Source organism: Oxynema aestuarii AP17 (assembly GCF_012295525.1).
In the GTDB taxonomy this organism is placed as follows: Bacteria; Cyanobacteriota; Cyanobacteriia; order Cyanobacteriales; family Laspinemataceae; genus Oxynema; species Oxynema aestuarii.
Genome location: NZ_CP051167.1, coordinates 3832783 through 3848926, shown reverse-complemented (window position 1 = coordinate 3848926; position 16144 = coordinate 3832783). Strand labels below are relative to the sequence as shown.

The 16144-nt window shown below is 50.5% G+C and carries 11 protein-coding genes; 2 read left to right on the top strand and 9 right to left on the bottom strand.

Features of this window, described 5'->3' with window-relative positions:
- Nucleotides 1–14: 14 nt before the first annotated feature.
- Nucleotides 15–905, bottom strand: coding sequence for a mechanosensitive ion channel family protein (locus HCG48_RS15585; RefSeq protein ID WP_168569979.1), 891 nt, complete (start codon nucleotides 903–905; stop codon nucleotides 15–17).
- A 138-nt stretch (nucleotides 906–1043) separates the two neighbouring features.
- Entirely contained in the window at nucleotides 1044–1448 is a 405-nt protein-coding gene (locus HCG48_RS15580; RefSeq protein WP_168569978.1) for a tellurite resistance TerB family protein, read from the bottom strand.
- A gap of 363 nt (nucleotides 1449–1811) precedes the next feature.
- On the opposite strand from HCG48_RS15580, the gene HCG48_RS15575 reads away from it, so the two are divergent.
- Nucleotides 1812–2006: a hypothetical protein gene (locus tag HCG48_RS15575; protein ID WP_168569977.1), complete on the top strand. Its 195-nt coding sequence runs from the start codon at nucleotides 1812–1814 to the stop codon at nucleotides 2004–2006.
- Between the two features lie 300 nt (nucleotides 2007–2306).
- Complete coding sequence (locus HCG48_RS15570) at nucleotides 2307–2513, top strand: hypothetical protein (RefSeq protein ID WP_168569976.1); 207 nt, start codon at nucleotides 2307–2309, stop codon at nucleotides 2511–2513.
- Nucleotides 2514–2593: 80 nt separating this feature from the next.
- Here the strand turns inward: HCG48_RS15570 and mdh are convergent, their stop codons facing one another.
- From mdh to HCG48_RS15535, 7 genes are all read right to left on the bottom strand, one after another.
- The gene (gene mdh / locus HCG48_RS15565; RefSeq protein WP_168569975.1) at nucleotides 2594–3571 is read right to left on the bottom strand and encodes a malate dehydrogenase; all 978 of its coding nucleotides are present in this window, start codon (nucleotides 3569–3571) and stop codon (nucleotides 2594–2596) included.
- Nucleotides 3572–3610: 39 nt separating this feature from the next.
- Nucleotides 3611–3826: an NAD(P)H-quinone oxidoreductase subunit O gene (locus HCG48_RS15560; protein ID WP_168569974.1), complete on the bottom strand. Its 216-nt coding sequence runs from the start codon at nucleotides 3824–3826 to the stop codon at nucleotides 3611–3613.
- 385 nt (nucleotides 3827–4211) lie between these two features.
- On the bottom strand, nucleotides 4212–5075 hold the full coding sequence (locus HCG48_RS15555; protein WP_168569973.1) for a DNA-formamidopyrimidine glycosylase: 864 nt from the start codon (nucleotides 5073–5075) through the stop codon (nucleotides 4212–4214).
- Between the two features lie 119 nt (nucleotides 5076–5194).
- Nucleotides 5195–5422, bottom strand: a complete 228-nt coding sequence (locus HCG48_RS15550; RefSeq protein ID WP_168569972.1) for a photosystem I reaction center subunit IV — start codon at nucleotides 5420–5422, stop codon at nucleotides 5195–5197.
- Between the two features lie 176 nt (nucleotides 5423–5598).
- On the bottom strand, nucleotides 5599–7503 hold the full coding sequence (locus HCG48_RS15545; RefSeq protein WP_168569971.1) for a response regulator: 1905 nt from the start codon (nucleotides 7501–7503) through the stop codon (nucleotides 5599–5601).
- Nucleotides 7504–7632: 129 nt separating this feature from the next.
- Nucleotides 7633–8760, bottom strand: a complete 1128-nt coding sequence (locus HCG48_RS15540; RefSeq protein WP_246259577.1) for an ATP-binding protein — start codon at nucleotides 8758–8760, stop codon at nucleotides 7633–7635.
- 4 nt (nucleotides 8761–8764) lie between these two features.
- A complete protein-coding gene (locus tag HCG48_RS15535; RefSeq protein ID WP_168569970.1) occupies nucleotides 8765–15793 on the bottom strand; it encodes a PAS domain S-box protein in 7029 nt (2342 codons plus the stop codon).
- Between the last annotated feature and the right edge of the window lie 351 nt (nucleotides 15794–16144).

Sequence of the window (16144 nt, the reverse complement as noted above, 5' to 3'; positions counted from 1 at the left end):
GAGTTGGGGAAAACTTAGTTGGCGCGATCGCCATTCGCCGCAACCGCATAGTGGTCGTCGAATTTCTCTTGATCGAAATAATAAAGAGTCCGAATCGGATAGGGAATATTAATCTCGGCGCGATCGCACGCCGTCTTGAGCGCCATCATCACCTGAGTTTGCGTCCGTCGAACCTGCGCCTTTTCCGGAAACGTCCAATAGCGCACCACCATATCGATCGAACTGTCCCCAAAACCGACAATATCGACCTCGGGTTTCGGTTGAGTCAAGACGCCCTCCACAGTCGCCACCGCATCTAATAACGTCTCCACCGCTTGCGCCAGAGGCGTATTGTAATCGACCCCGATCGCCAAATCCGTGCGTCGGTGGCTAAAAGCCGTCAACACATTGACCGCATTGGTAAATACGATCGCATTCGGGACGACAATTCGTTCCCCCTGATAGGTGCGAATCTGAGTGGAACGGATCGAAATTTCTTCCACGGTTCCCTCGTACCCTTCGACGATAATTTGATCTCCGAGTTGAAAGGGTTCGTGCAGCAACAATAAAATCCCGGCGAGAAAGTTTTTGAAAATATCTTGAAAGGCGAAACCAATGGCAACGGAACTCAGACCGAGTAAACCGATGATGTCGCCGAGGCGCAAGTCGGGAAACGCCGCCACCGAGGCGATCAGAATGCCCACGGACCAGGCACAAACAAAACTGGTCTGGACTAACAGCGATCGCAAAGACCGACTTTTAATCGTTTTCTCCCCGGTCGCTTGAGCGATCCGGCGCACGATCCCGGCGACCGATCGCGTTGCGAACAGGATCGCGATCGCGAGGAAGATCGAAGGGAGGGACTCGACGGCACCGCGCAGCAAGTTTTCGATGGCGTTTTGGACGGGTTGTAAGGCATTAATCATTACTTCGGCTGTTTCTTTCGCGGATATCTCTGGGTTGAATCTGACCCATTTTATCCGGCGAGTCCCCATCCGCGCGCCATCCTAGAGATAGAGGTGACCGAGCCAACCCTTGCCGATCGCCGTCGGTTCTCCGGGAAGTTATGAGGCGGTTTCGGTCTGAATTTCTAAAATTCCCTGGAGATCGTTCAAAAATTCCTGCTCTCTGCGGTTAAATACGCCATCCGCCCAGACAATTTCGGTAGCTACCCGAAAGGCTTTGGGATATAACTCGCGCGGCAATACGTCTTTAGCTTCGCGCACGAGGGCGATCGTCCCTTTGACTTGAACCCGTTCGAGCAGTTGATTGAGCATTTGGTGCAACCGCCGTTCGGAATAGCGCTGGTAGAGGGGCATTTCCGACAGCAAGGTTAACAGGGTTTCCATTTCGCGATCGACGAAGAAATGATCTGCCGCTACTGCAGATACGGCGATCGCCGCGAGTGCTTCTGCTTCGGAAAATTGACGTTCGCTGTCTTTCCTAAGACCTAAGATTTTTTGCAACATCTTGTTATCCTCGGTTTTTATCTGGCGTTGATTTTTCCGTTCGAGGCAGATTTTTCGATGGTTTATCGATTTTCCAGCGATCGCGCCCTCGGAAAACCCTTGAAACTCACGAGGGAGTAGAGAGGATTTTTTCGCTCGGGTTCGAGCCGCTTTAGGAGTTTAACCCAAGAGCTTATCATTATGCCATCGATCTCTATTTTAATCCGGCGAAAGTTGGGAATTTTTAACTTTTGAAGGGTGGCTTACAATCGGCTTCGATCCCCCCGCAAATAGAGGAAATCTCCGGTAATTCCCCGTCTAAGCCGGGATTGAGCGTCGGGAGGCGATCGCATTTAGATGGCTTGAAGTAAAAATATTCTTAAATTGACATTGAACCCCGCGATCGCCCCAGGAAAAGCCTTTTGCGATCGGCGCCGTCCCCGGGATTTAGGGTTCGGTTACCTGCACTACAACGGCAGAAGCCACGGAGGTAAAGGCGATCGCATTTCAACAGAGGGGGGAGAACCGAACGCGGCGAGGTTCCCGTTGCCCGCACGATCTCGACCGGAGTTATCTTAGCAGACCCGATCGCCAAATGAGAACGGCTACAATTTTGGTAAAATTTGAAGGAGGAGATCGCCTCTGAGGGCAAAGGGGTGCGGCGATCGCAGAGGCTCGATCGGGCAACAAATCCGTATAATGGCTGAGGGATAGGGACTAGACCCTCTGATATAGTCGAAATATCTTCACAACCGAATTGTACTGACCAGATGGGGGCAACGAAAACAGGTCAGGCAACTTCCGCGATCGCGTCTGAGGAAAAAGACTCGGAAGTTGAGATCGCCACTCCGAAATCCATAAATATTCCCTCTGCAAATTATGAAAACTCAACGGCTCTATAGTTGGCTTCCCGTACCCGTTCCCTCCCGCGAGGTAGCGAAGCAGTCCGCGCGAACGGCACTGCGGTTCAAGAAAGCTGTGGTTTCTGGGGTGCAAGCGACGGTGTTTGTCGTGCTGTTAACTGTCGCTGCGGTTCCGTTGTTCTTGCTGGCGCTGTTGGTTCCCGACGAAGAGTCGGCGAGTTGAGTTCCGCGATCGATCCCGCGAACTTGTCCTCGCCACCGCTCCTCGAAACCGAGCGATCGACTGTCGCCGAGTCGCAACAACTAGATTTTATCGCTTAAAAGCTCTTTGGCTTTGTGGATGCGCGCGGCGACAGATTTCGCCGAAGCCTCAAAAGCTTCCCGTTCGGCGCTGTCGAGCTGTAGTTCGATAATTTTTTCCACCCCGCGACAACCCAACCGACACGGAACCCCGAGGAACAGATCGTTTAAACCATACTCGCCTTCGAGATAGGCTGCCCCCGGCAAAATGCGCGATTCGTCTCGTAAGATGGCTTCGACCATCGCGCAGGCGGCAGACGCCGGGGCAAAATAAGCGCTGGCGGTTTTCATCAATTCGACGATTTCCGTCCCGCCGTGACGGGTCCGTTCGACGAGGCGATCGATCGCGCGATCGTCCATCAGTTCGGTGAGGGGGATCCCGTTGACGGTGCAGTAACGGGGTAAGGGAACCATTAATTGACCGTGATCCCCGAGGACCATCGCGTCAATTTCTCGAATGGAAACGCCCAATTCCATCGAAATAAAGGTTTTAAACCGGGCCGCGTCGAGAACGCCAGCCATTCCGATCACGCGACGGGCGGGCAATCCGCTTTTTTCCCAGGCGACATAGGTCATCACGTCGAGGGGGTTGGTGACGACGAGTACGATCGCGTTGGGCGATCGCGCGATCGCCTGTTCCGTGGCCCCGGCGACGATCTGAGCGTTACTGACGATCAAATCGTCTCGGTTCATGCCGGGGCGCCGGGGACGACCTGCGGTGACCACCACTACATCGGCGTTGGCGGTATCTGCATAGTCGTTGGTTCCGACGATCGCGCGATCGTGACGCTCTACTCCGCGCGCCTCCATCAGATCGAGGGCAATGCCTTGGGGCCAGCCTTCGACCACATCGAGCAGCACGACATCGGCGAGGTTTTTCTCGATGATGCGCTGAGCGAGGGTACTGCCGACTCGTCCGGCACCAATCACGGCAACTCGGGGACGATGACAGGTTGGAGGCGTAAACGCAGTAGAGTTCATGATGTCACTATGGGGTAAGAATGTGAGGATCGAACCGGGCTATTTGAATTCTTCGAGTTGATCGACCCGCAACCAAATGTTCGGGGTCGGCACTTCTCCGAATTTGATTAAAGCGTACTCGTCGCGAATTTCTTGGATTTCCCCCTTGGTCTCAAAGATATAAGGCGGAAACCGCGAATCGCTGGCTTTGGCTTCTACACTATTGTCTAACTTTTCGCGAATCGCGCGCACGAAAGAACCTTTTTTGATGGCCATAAGTTATCTTTTGCGGATAGATCGGTATTGAATTCCTCCCTTATTTTACGTCCCCGTGAGGCGATCGCTGGCTCGGGGGCGGGGGGGACGGACTGCCTCAACTGTGGAGTTTTTCTTTAACGTTACAAAAAATTACAAATCATTTCTCAAGATTTCCTCAAATGCCTCAAAATTCCGCCATACTTCTCAATAATTCTAAATACTTTTAAATATTTCTTATATTTGACAGGCGATCGCCCTCCTTCCCGATCGAGGGTGGGTCTTAGGGGCACAAGCCCAGATGATTTTATAAAATCAACACTACACAAAACGCCGAGTTACCGACTGCAACTCCCAACACCATCCCCTGAAAATCTAAAAAATCCCAACTCTAAACTCTAAACTCTCAAAGTCCCTGACATTGGGGACAAAAATGGGTCGATCGCCCCGCCAATTTAACCCGCTCGATCGCCGTAGCGCACAGACGGCAAGGTTCTCCGGTGCGCTTGTAAACCCAAGCCACCCCCGTATAGTTGCCGTTGACCCCGTGCAGGTTGAGAAAGGTGCTGAAACTCGTCCCGCCTTCGGCGATCGCCGTTTGCAAAACTTTAACGATGCTCTCGTAGAGACGCTGCGTTTGAGAGCGATCGAGGGCGTTACAGGGCGTCATCGGCAAGATTCCCGCTAAAAAGAGCGATTCATCTGCATAAATATTCCCCAATCCCGCCAAGATCCCCTGATCCAGTAACGCCGTTTTGATCGGACGGTGGCGGCGGCGGAGTTGTTCGTAGAGATAATCCGGGGAAAAGTCCGCCGAGAGCGGTTCGGGACCGAGTTGAGCGAGTCCGCTAACGATCGCCTCCACCGGAGTTTGCGGCGGAACCCACCACATTTGACCGAAGCTGCGCGTATCCACAAAGCGCAACTCGCGATCGCCATCCAAGAACAAGCGCACCCGGGTATGTTTTTGTAGGGGTTCGTCAGGAGAGAGCCACAGCAATTGTCCGGTCATCCGTAAGTGAACCCCGAGCCATCCCCCATCCTTCTCGCCGGAAGGGCGATCGCGCGCTTCCAGACGAGCGAGTAAATACTTCCCCCGGCGCTGCCATGCGGCGATCGCGCAGTGGGAGAGTCCGGCTAAAAAAGCTCCAACCGAAACGGGGTGGGCGATCGTGCGTTCTAAGTGTACCTCCCCACCCACAATTAAAGCGCCGAGAGTCGCTGTTTCGAGACCTCGGCGCACAGTTTCAACTTCAGGTAATTCAGGCACGGTTCATCCAGGTGAAGGGCTGCTTGCCGTGCGGCTAACAGCAACAAGCTCGAAGCGCGCTACCACCGAATTAGGCAACGGTTGGACTTGTCGCGATCGCCGCGAACGACTCAGCGCGCTTATTTTTTAGCGGCTTTTTTGCCACCTTTCGCTTTGGGGGCTTCAACTTCGACAACTTCTTCCATGCCGAAGTTGTTGGTGTTGACCCCAGAGTAGTTTACTTTGTCAAAGCGAACGATCACCGGATAGATAATGCCGCTTTGATCCACAGATGCGACGGTGCCGACATCTTTGTACCAGTAGGACTCTTTGCGCAAGATACGAACTTTAGAACCGCGTTGAACCATGATTGCTTTTTCCCTTGAATTGAATGAATCAGAGATTCTATGGTCGATTGCTTTTCACTTTACCATTTGCACCGTGAAAGTGGATCGGCTTCGCTTCGTCGCTGTAGGGTCCTCCGCCAATGGCAAAACAGGCGATCGCCCCCTCCGGCTCCTCGCTCAGGTATTTACTGAGTCGCTTATTCTTTCTCACTCGGATTGATAGGTATTTTTAGTATAAACTCCGTCCCCCGTCCCGGCGTCGAATCACAAAGGATCTGACCGTGGTGTTTTTGGACGACGATTTGATAGCTCACTGACAGTCCCAATCCCGTACCGCTACCGGGGGATTTGGTCGTGAAAAAGGGATCGAACAAGCGCGATCGCGCCGACTCCGGAATCCCCAAACCACTATCGGCGATCCGAATCGTCACCGTCCCCTCAGCCGTCGTTTCCGTGCGAATGCGAATCCAACCGCGATCGTCGTCCTCCGCCTCGGATGAACCTGTCGTGGTTTTCAACTTTTCTTCGATCGTATCGATCGCGTTATTGAGCAAATTAAAAAAGACTTCGTTCAGTTGGCTGGGATAACACATGACTTTGGGTAAATCGCCGTATTCTTTAATCACCTGAATTTGGCGATCGCCCGCTTCGCGTTTCAATCGGTGTCTGACCAGCACCAAACTACTCTCGATCCCTTCGTGAAGATCCACGCACTTCATTTCCGCTTCGTCGAGTCGCGCAAAATTACGTAAAGACGTGACAATTTTGCGGATGCGATCGGCTCCATTTTGCATGGAATTTAAAATTTTTTGGGTATCGCTTTTCAAAAAGTCCAGATCCAGATCGTCACCGTCATCGCGATCGCCCCCCTTAAATTCATGTTGGTAAAACTCTAAAGCTTTTAATAATTCGATCGCATACTGTTTTAAATAAGAAACATTGCCATAAATAAAATTGATCGGATTGTTGATTTCGTGGGCAATTCCGGCGACGAGTTGCCCCAAACTCGCCATTTTTTCGCTTTGAATGAGTTGCGCTTGAGCTTGTTTGAGATCGGATAAAGTTTTTTCGAGCTGTTGCTTCTGCGCGCGCAAAATCGCTTCTGTTTTCAAGCGTTCCGCTTCCGCTTGTTTGCGTTCGGAAATATCGCGCACGATCGCCAGCACTTCCGACGGACCGCTTTTGACAAATCGCGCCTCGTAACCGTGCCACCGACGGTCAATTTGTTGGACGAACTCACCCACTTGCATTTGCGAAGTCATCAGGGTTTGTTGCGTATAGTGCATCATCCAAAAGGCCAAATCTTCCGATAAAATATCGGTGAGTTTTTGACCGATGTAAGGATTGTGCTGTTCGGGGCGATCGACTTCGGGAAATAGGGAAGCGTGCAGTTTTAGATGAGGATTAGATTGTGGATTAGTATAGGAAGGAGACAGGCGATCGCTCCCCGGTGAACTCGTCGAAGCTGCAAAGCTCGTTAACAGATTAGCCCGCACGGAGTTTTGATTGGCATCGTCGCTATTTTTAGCCATGCGATAATCTAAAAAGATACCGTCCGCACTAATCCGCAGCATCAAATCCGGAATTGCATTGAGGAGGGCGAGATTTTGCGCTTCACTCAGTTCTAAAGCCTCTTGTATTTTTTGGCGCTGTTCGATTTCTCGTTCTAAAGAGTCATTCTGTGCTTGTAGGGCAATTTGCAGCGATCGCAACTTCAGGTGACTGTCAACGCGCGAAATCACTTCGGCGGATTGAAACGGTTTAGTAATGTAATCGACGCCGCCAACTTCAAAAGCCTTAACTTTATCGAGAACATCGTCGAGAGCGCTAATAAAAATAATCGGAATTTCTTGTGTTTGTGGGTTTGTTTTTAATTTTTTACAAACTTCATAGCCGTTCATCTCCGGCATATTGATATCGAGTAAAATCAAATCCGGAGATAAATGTTTGCACGCCATCAGTGCCAGTTGTCCGTTTAAAGCTTTGCCGACTTGATATCCCCGATCGACTAAAATCGCCGATACCACGCGCAAGTTGTCCGGCGTATCGTCAACGACCAAAATGGTTGCTTTATAGTCGGTTTCGCTGGATTTATTTTCCATTGGAGTAATTTTTAAAGAGGCAATTTTTCAGATCTTTAACGATCTTTAATTGTTAGCCACCCATCAAAATATAACAAGATAACTACGAGGGTCGGAGAGGATCGCCGATTCACTCCGATCGCTTTAGATTTAAGGGTTAACGCTCCCTTGGGCGGGTAAGGTAAAGTAAAAGGTCGTTCCGCGACCGAGTTCGGATTCGAGCCAAATTTTACCCCCATGACGTTCGACAATTTTTTTACAAATCGCCATTCCGATCCCACTTCCGGGATATTTTTTGGAGGTATCCAAGCGCTCGAAAATCTCAAAAATGCGCTCGAAGGATTCCCGTGCGATCCCGATTCCGTTATCTTGTATCGAAAACATCCATTCACGATCGCCCATCAATTCCGCTCCAATTTTAATTTGAGGGACGATATCAGTATCGCGAAATTTGATCCCATTTCCGATTAAGTTTTGAAACAGGCGCACCAGTTGGGTGCGATCGGCGATCGGGGTCGGTAAATTTGAATGGGTAATGACCGCGCCGGAAGATCTAATTTCTTCGGCTAAATTCGCCAATGCTTCGCTTAAAACTTGTTCGCAATCGGTGAGTTGGAAGTTATTTTTACTGAGTTCGACCCGCGAATAAGTGAGTAAATTGTCGATGGTATCTTTCATTCTCAGTCCCGAATTAATGATACCCTCCATATAGTCTCGACCTTTAGTTCCGAGACAGTCCTCGAAGCGATCTTCGGCGAGTTCGGCGAATAAAATGATACTCTGAATCGGCGATCGCAAATCGTGGGCGACGTGATAGGCGAATTGTTCTAAATCGGCATTCGATCGCTTCAGCTTTTGATTTAACTGTTGCAATTGGGCATTTTGTTCGGCGAGTTGTCGTTGCTGTTCGGCGATCGTCAGTTGATGGGAAACGCGGGCGATCGCCTCTTCCGCTTGAACGGGTTTGGTAATGTAATCGGCGCCGCCAATATTAAACGCTTTGACTTTATCAAATGGATTGTCGAGGGCGCTGATAAAAATGACGGGAATGTTTTGAGTAGTGGGGTCGGATTTGAGATGATTGCACACTTCATAGCCGTCCATTTCCGGCATCATAATATCGAGCAGAATCAGATCCGGTAACTGTTTCTGACAAGCTTGTAAAGCGAGCGGCCCATTTAAAGCTTTACGAACTAAATACCCTTGACTGGCTAATAAAGAAGATAACACGCGCAAGTTATCCGGGGTATCGTCAACGATCAAGATATCTTGTTTCAACAGCTTAACTCCCTGGTTTTTCACGATCGATGAATTCCATAATCTTTTGGAATTGGAAATTATTCGCCCAATCCCTTAAAGTCTCAGCTAAATAAGCTGCATTTTCGGGGACTTCTTCGAGCAGTTCTAAAATGTTGTCATCGATACATCGAGCGGCATTTTCATAAATTTGTCGAACCCATCGATCGGGCATTTCTGCCAAAAGCAAATTTAAGTCATCTTTTTGGTTGGAATGGGGAGTTGTTAGTCTTACACTGTCTGTCGCTTCGTTGTCGTCTTGTTTGTAGATATATTCGATATCTAAATGTTCCCGAATTTTATCGAGTAAATCATCTCGTTGGAAGGGTTTGCGAATAAAATCATCGCATCCGGCGGCGAGAATGCTAGAACGTTCTTCTTCAAACGCACTGGCGGTGAGGGCAATAATAATCGGTTGTTGCCTTGCGGCTTGAGCTTTAATTTTTTGGGTCGCTTGTAATCCATCCATAACGGGCATTCGGATGTCCATCAAAATGAGATCCGGTTGCCAATCGCGCCAAACGTCGATCGCGTCGAGACCGTTTGCGGCTTCTCGGACGGCAAAACCGAGAGCTGCGAGCATTTCACGCACGAGTAAGCGGCTTTCGTCGCGATCGTCCACGACTAAAATGTTAATTTGAGGTTGATGGGGAGCCAGTTCGAGGGCTTCTTTGGGAGCTAACTTTTCGCCGATGTTTTCGCTAGAACTGGCTTTAGCCAAAATCGTAAAACTAAAAATACTTCCGACATCGCGTTCACTCCAAACCTCTATACTTCCTCCCATTAATTCTACAAATTTCTGTGAAATGGGTAAACCCAATCCCGTTCCTTGTTGCGATTTTTGTCCGCTTTCAGTTTGACCGAAGGCTTCAAAGAGTTTGCCCATTTCTGCGGGAGCGATTCCTTCCCCCGTGTCTTCTACTGAAAATACCAAATTGTAATCGAACGGGGAATCTCGATCGCCCGAACCCGCCTCAGTCGCCTCATTCTTGAGGGTGACGCGCAAAGTGACCGAACCCTTGTGGGTAAATTTGATAGCATTACCGATGAGATTGAGCAGGACTTGACGCAATTTGCCTTCATCTCCACAGATAAATTGGGGGACGTCGGGCGATCGCTCAAAAATGAGATCCAATCCTTTGCTATTGGCTTTAACGTTCAAAATTTCTTGCAAGGTATCGAGCAGTAAGAGCAAGTCGAAATCACTTTCGTTTAATTGAATTCTCCCCGCTTCAATTTTTGACATTTCCAAAACATCATTAATTAAATCGAGCAGGTGGGCACCCGCACGGTTGATAATCTCCAAATTGCGGCGTTGTTCGGAGTTAAGACCATCGTCTGCGACCATGATTTGAGCGAAGCCGAGAATCGCATTGAGTGGGGTTCGCAATTCGTGGCTCATATTGGCCAGAAATTCGCTTTTAGAGCGGTTGGCGGCATCGGCGGCGATCGCAGCTTGCGCGAGGGCTTCCGATTGCTTTTGGGTGCGATTGAGCAGTTCAAATTGCTGTAAAGCGACTCCTAATTGATTGCCAATTTGGATGACCATTTTGCGATCGCTCGTTTTCCACTCTCGTGGGCCGGAACATTGATAAGCCGCCAGCAACCCCCAGACTCGGGAGTTGCAAAAAATCGGCACGATCAGATAGGCTCGAATCTGGAAAGATTCCAGTCGTTCGCGATAGCAATCCCTAAAATTCTTCTCATAAATATCTTCGACGACTAAGCAAGTGGTCTCGCTCAGTTCCAGTCGATTTTCACCTGTAGAGTAGTACGGATCTTCCTCCCATAAATGTGGAGAATTTAATAAATTTTCTAGTCCGCAGTGGTTCGATTCCTCGTCAACAACTTGAAGCTGTCGCTCTTTCGATTTGCCGAGGGTTGAGAATTTCGGTTTGGCGACCGACTCCGCCATGAATTGACCGCGATAGTCGTCATCGAAGCGGTAAATAGAGACGCAATCGCAATCGAGACAAACCCTTAATTCTTCCGTGGTAGTGATAAAAATGGTCTCTAAATTGAGGGATTGACGGATTCGGCGGATCGCCGCCGCGAGGGCTCGTTCCCGTTCCGCACTTTCACGCAGGGCCGCTTCCGTTTTTTTGCGTTCGGTAATGTCCGATGCAGTACCGATTAATTGCTTGAGTTTGCCCTCTTGCGTGCGGGCAAAAACTGCTTCGCGCGCGAGAATATCGCGCCATTCTCCGCGCACATTTCGCAGCCGATATTCTAACTCCACGACTTCATCATCTTGGGCGCGATTGAGTTGCTTAAAATGCTCGGGAATTTTGGATAAATCGTCGGGGTGTAAGATACTGGGCAATAAATTATTGCCCATTGCTTTAATTTCTTCCGAGCTGTAACCGAGAGTAGCGGCAATCTCCCGATTCGTATAGATATTGCACTGTTCGATGACGTCAAAAATATAGAGTAGATTCGGCGAAGTATCGGCAATTCGACGGACGAAATCTTGACTTTCTCTCAAGGCAAGTTCGGCTTTTTTGCGTTCGGCAATTTCAGTTTGAGCTTGCTCGAACAGGATCGATTGTTGCACGGCGATCGCCAACTGTACGGAAAGTTGTTGGAGCGCTTCAACCTCGTAATTATACCATTTTCTTGATTTCGTACAGGAGTGAGCGGCGATTAAACCCCAATTTTTCCGATCTTTTAAAATCGGGACAACTAGTTTCGCTTTAATCGCGAAATGCTTCATAAACTCTACGAATTCCGGGTCGAGATCGGCAGTTTCGATGTCGTCAATTTTTACAATACTTCCGAACTTGCCTCGTTCTTGCCATTGAGAAAATATACTGTCTTGGTACTCTCTTTCTGCCAAGATCGCCCGACATCCCGGAGCGAGGGATTCTGTAAGCAGATGGCGCCGTTCTTCTGACAAAACTTCGTAAATTAAAACGCGATCGCAGCCGAGGAAATTGCGAATTTCTTGTGCGGCGATCGCCAATATTTCATCGAGTTTGAGCGAGGAACGAATCCGCTCTTGAATCGACTTGAGCAGTTGCTCGCGTTTGAGTTGCTGTTGCAGGGCGATTTCCGCCGCTTTGCGATCGCTGATATTAAAAGACGTTCCGATCAAGCGATAAACGCGATTGTGGCGATCGAACAAGGGCGTTAAGTTGGTAATCCACCAGGTGTCTTGCCCTCGAAAGGGCAAACATTCTTCATAACTGATGCGCGCTCGTGCTTCCACGCACATGCGGTAATAATTCGTAACGGCTCGGGCTGCCGCAGGGGGTAACATCTCTTGAGGGCTTTTCCCTCTTAACTCGGCGTCGGTGATTCCGGTCAAGCGCTCGTTAGTGGGATTGATGCCGACATAGCGAAACTCGCCATTGTCTAAAACATCGACCATGAAAACTGCCGTTTCGATCCCTTCGTAAATACTGCGTAAAAACTGCTCGCGATCGCGTAAATTCTCTTCCGCTTGCTGGCGATCGGTCACATCTTGAAAATAAATAGAAATCCCATCTTTTGAAGGATAAGCGTGTACTTCAAACCAGACCGCCAACGGCGGGTAAAATTCGGTAAAACCGATCGGGACTTGCTCGGTCATCACCTGGTTGTAAACCCGCTCGAATTTAGTCCCGACGGCTTCGGGAAAGTGTTCCCACAAATTTTCGCCGAGCAGTTCGCTGCGGCTTTTTCGTAACAAGACTTCGGCTTGTTGGTTCATGTAGGTCACTTGCGATTGCCGATCGGTCGTGAAGAAGCCATCGCTGATACTTTCGAGGATCGTTTCGACCCGGCTGCGGTTCTCTTCCGCCTCGCTGCGGGCGGCTTGTTCGCGCTCTAATAATTCTAGGCGTTCGGCTTCGGCTTGTTTGCGATCGTCGATATCTTTATGAGTTCCCGCCATGCGAAGCGCCTGACCTCGCTCGTCGCGATCGACAACTTTGCCGTGGGCGAGGATCCACTTCCATTCGCCGGAACGGGTCAACATCCGAAATTCGGCTTCGTAAGTAGGGCTGCGACCTTCTAAACAAGTATTGAGTAACCCTAAGTTCGTCTCTAGATCGTCGGGATGAACTAATTGCAACCAAGCGTTGGGGTCGTTCTCGATGTCCTCGTCGCGGTAACCGAGCATGGTTTTCCAGCGCTCGGAGAAATAAACGACCCCAGTGGCGAGATTCAAGTCCCACCAACCTAAATCGCTGCCTTCGAGAACCACTTGCAAGCGCTGTTCGCTCTCTTGTAAGGCGGCTTGCGCTTGTTGGCGTTCGGTACAGTCGCGGATGATGCAAATGCGATCGCCACTGTCGAGCAGGGAAACCGAGACTTCGTGGGGAACCTCCTGACCGTCCCGGCGCAAACCGATCGCGTCGAGGCGGAAAGAGCCTTTTTCCAGCAACTGGGGAATGACTTCGCGCTCGAAACGTTCGAGTTCTCTACTCGGATAGAGCTGTTGCCAACTTTTGCCTAAGAGTTCCTCCGGGCGTTCGTAGTCGAAAATCTGGAGGTGAGCCGCGTTTAAATAGGTATAGCGATTCTGGGGGTCGAGAATGGCGATGCCGTCGGTGGTGGCGGCGATCGCGGCAGCTTGCTGTTTTAAGGTTTTCTCCGCTTGTCTGCGTTCGAGTTCGGCGCTGGCGCGGGCGGCAAAAATCTTTAAGATCGTCTGGGTATCGGCATCGTTCTCCATCGGTTCTTCGTCAAAAATGGTGAGGACACCGATCGCGCGTCCCTTAGAATCGTTGAGGGGAATGCCGAAATAACTTTCGATCTTCAGTTGGGGAAAATAAGGATCGTCGGGAAAGCGATCGCGCACCGAATCGGGATAAAAGCACGCTTCCCCTCGAAATACTTTTTGACAGGGAGTTCCCGCGAGTTCGTATTCGATATTTTCCCGATGACTGTCTCCGGCCCACCACGCCAACGTGCGCGCTTTGGTAAATTCGGGATCTGCTTGTTCGGCAATTAAAGCGTGACGGATTTGGAGGACTTGGGCGAGATAGCGGGTGCATTCGTAAAAGAAATTGTCCCCGGTCGTGGAGGCGGTTCCTTCGACAATCGATCGCAACGCTTGTTCCCGTCGTTTGCGATCGCCGATATCGTGAGCGATCGCCAGTACCGAGGCGACCTCCCCGGTATGGTCGAATTCGGGGACGATGCGGGCTGAAAAATAGCGAATGCCGTTGGATCCGGGTAATTCATATTCAATGCTTTGGGCCGTGCGGCGATCGAACACTTGGGCGATCGTCGTTTCCCACTGGCCCACGCAGGATTCGTCAAATCCTAACTCGCGGCTGGTTTTGCCGATGAATTCATCCGCCACTATCCCGGCAATATCTTCAGTCATGCGGTTGACATAGAGGTAGCGATACTGGCGATCGAGTCGCATTATCGCTGCCGGGGCATTTTCGGCGACGGTACGGAACAGTTGCTCTTGCTTGGCGAGGGCGTTTTCGGCGCGAATGCGCTCTTGAATTTCCGCCTGCAAGCGCAGATTCTGGGTCCTGAGTTCCTGTTCGAGAATCGTGCGTTGTCGCAATTCCCGTTCGCGGGCGCTAATTTCTTGCTGTAGGCGTTGGTTGACTTCGTTTAACTGGCTGATGCGACGGTCGATTTGTTGGCGCAAGACCTCTAAGGTGGCCTGCATTTCCACCGGATCGAGAGCGGCGAGGAGACTACTTTGGGTGAGGATCCCGGCGAGGGTGCCGTTGTCGGAGGTGACGACTAAACGACGAATGCGATGGCGTTGCATCAACTGATGGGCCGTCCACAAGGAGTCCCCGGCTTCGATCGGCATCAGGGGGGCACTCATCACTTCTCGCGCGGCGATCGCCTTTAAATCGAGGTTTAAGGCTCGGAATTGAACGATATCGCGTTCGGTAATAATGCCGATCGGAATTGCATCGCCAACGGATCCGTTGTTGGGTTCGGCGATGACGACGCAACTAATGCGGTAGGTCGCCATCAGTCGCGCTATTTCTAAGAGGGAAGCACTCGGCGCGCAGTGAATGACTTTGCGGGTCATGGCGCGATCGACCTGCTTCAATTTGAGTAAGTCTGTCGGCTGGAGGACTTGACGGATGCTGCTTTGGGTGATCAAGCCGACGATTTGACCCGATTCGTCGATCGCGGGTAAATGCCGGATCCGGTTCTGGCGCAGTATGGATAAAATCGAGAAGATGTCGATCGCTTCGCAGACGTTGACGGCGATCGGATCGGGAGTCATCACGTCGGAGAGTAAGATTTCGTCGGGGGCGATCGCTTCGGCTGCCATTTTGACGATATCCCGTTCGGCGAACAGTCCCACCAACTGGTTATTTTCGACGACTAAGGCACAACTGAACCCTTCTTGACTCATGCGGGCGATCGCCTCGGCGACGGTGGTCGCTGGGGAGAGGCGCAAGCAGTGTTTTTCGATCGCCTGGGAGTGCTTGAATAACGATTCTTGCAAGGCGCTGCTCTCGGGGAACGGCGGATCCACCACCAAATCCGGGACTACCGTTTCATTCGCCTCCGCGTTCCCCCGTAACGCTACGGGACTCAAACTCGGGGAAGAAGACGGCGAGATGCTACGAAAGTTTTGTAGCGCTTGCATCTCTTGCTGCAGTAAATTTTTCTGACGGATTAATTCTTGCGAGAGGTGGGAAAATTTGAGTTGATTTTGAATACGGGCGATCGCTTCTTCCATTGCAAAGGGTTTGGTAATATAGTCCGCCGCCCCCAATTCAAAGGCTCGCACTTTATCTAATACTTCTCCCTTAGCGGTTAAAAAAATGACCGGAACCTGCTGCGTTCCCTCGTTGGCTTTCAACTGAGCGCAGACTTCGTAACCGTCGAGTTCCGGCATCATGATATCGAGCAGAATCAAATCCGGTGGCCGCGCGATCGCCGACTGGAGAGCCAATTGAGGATCTTTCGCCAAGCGCACGCCATATCCCAACTGTCTTAAGCTTTTACCCAACAAACGTAAATTATCTGGGGTATCGTCAATGACTAAAATATTGGCAGTAGGTTTCCTGTTTTGATTCGCGTTAGCAATATCAGTCATTCGTATAAATTTGTGAATAGTTATTGGATAATAGTTAGGATGCCGTTTCTAGAATGAGTCATCTCATGATTTTCCCGAACCTAGAGTAGCAAAGGTCTCCCCCGCCTCACGCCAGCTTCATTCCGAACGCTGCTTGCAATGCACTCGAACATGGCGCCGCGATCGAAACGAGCGGCGATCTCTGGGGCGATCTTTGTTTAAGCTGGCACTGAGAACAGGTTGTGACTTGTAGACGGCTTGGAATCGTCCGACTCGATCGATTCAAGATGATTTGAAACGAATGAGAGGGCGATCGAAGCCTTGGAGACCTTCGGGAAAGTAAGGCTCTAGGGATTGTGGGGGGTTCGGGAC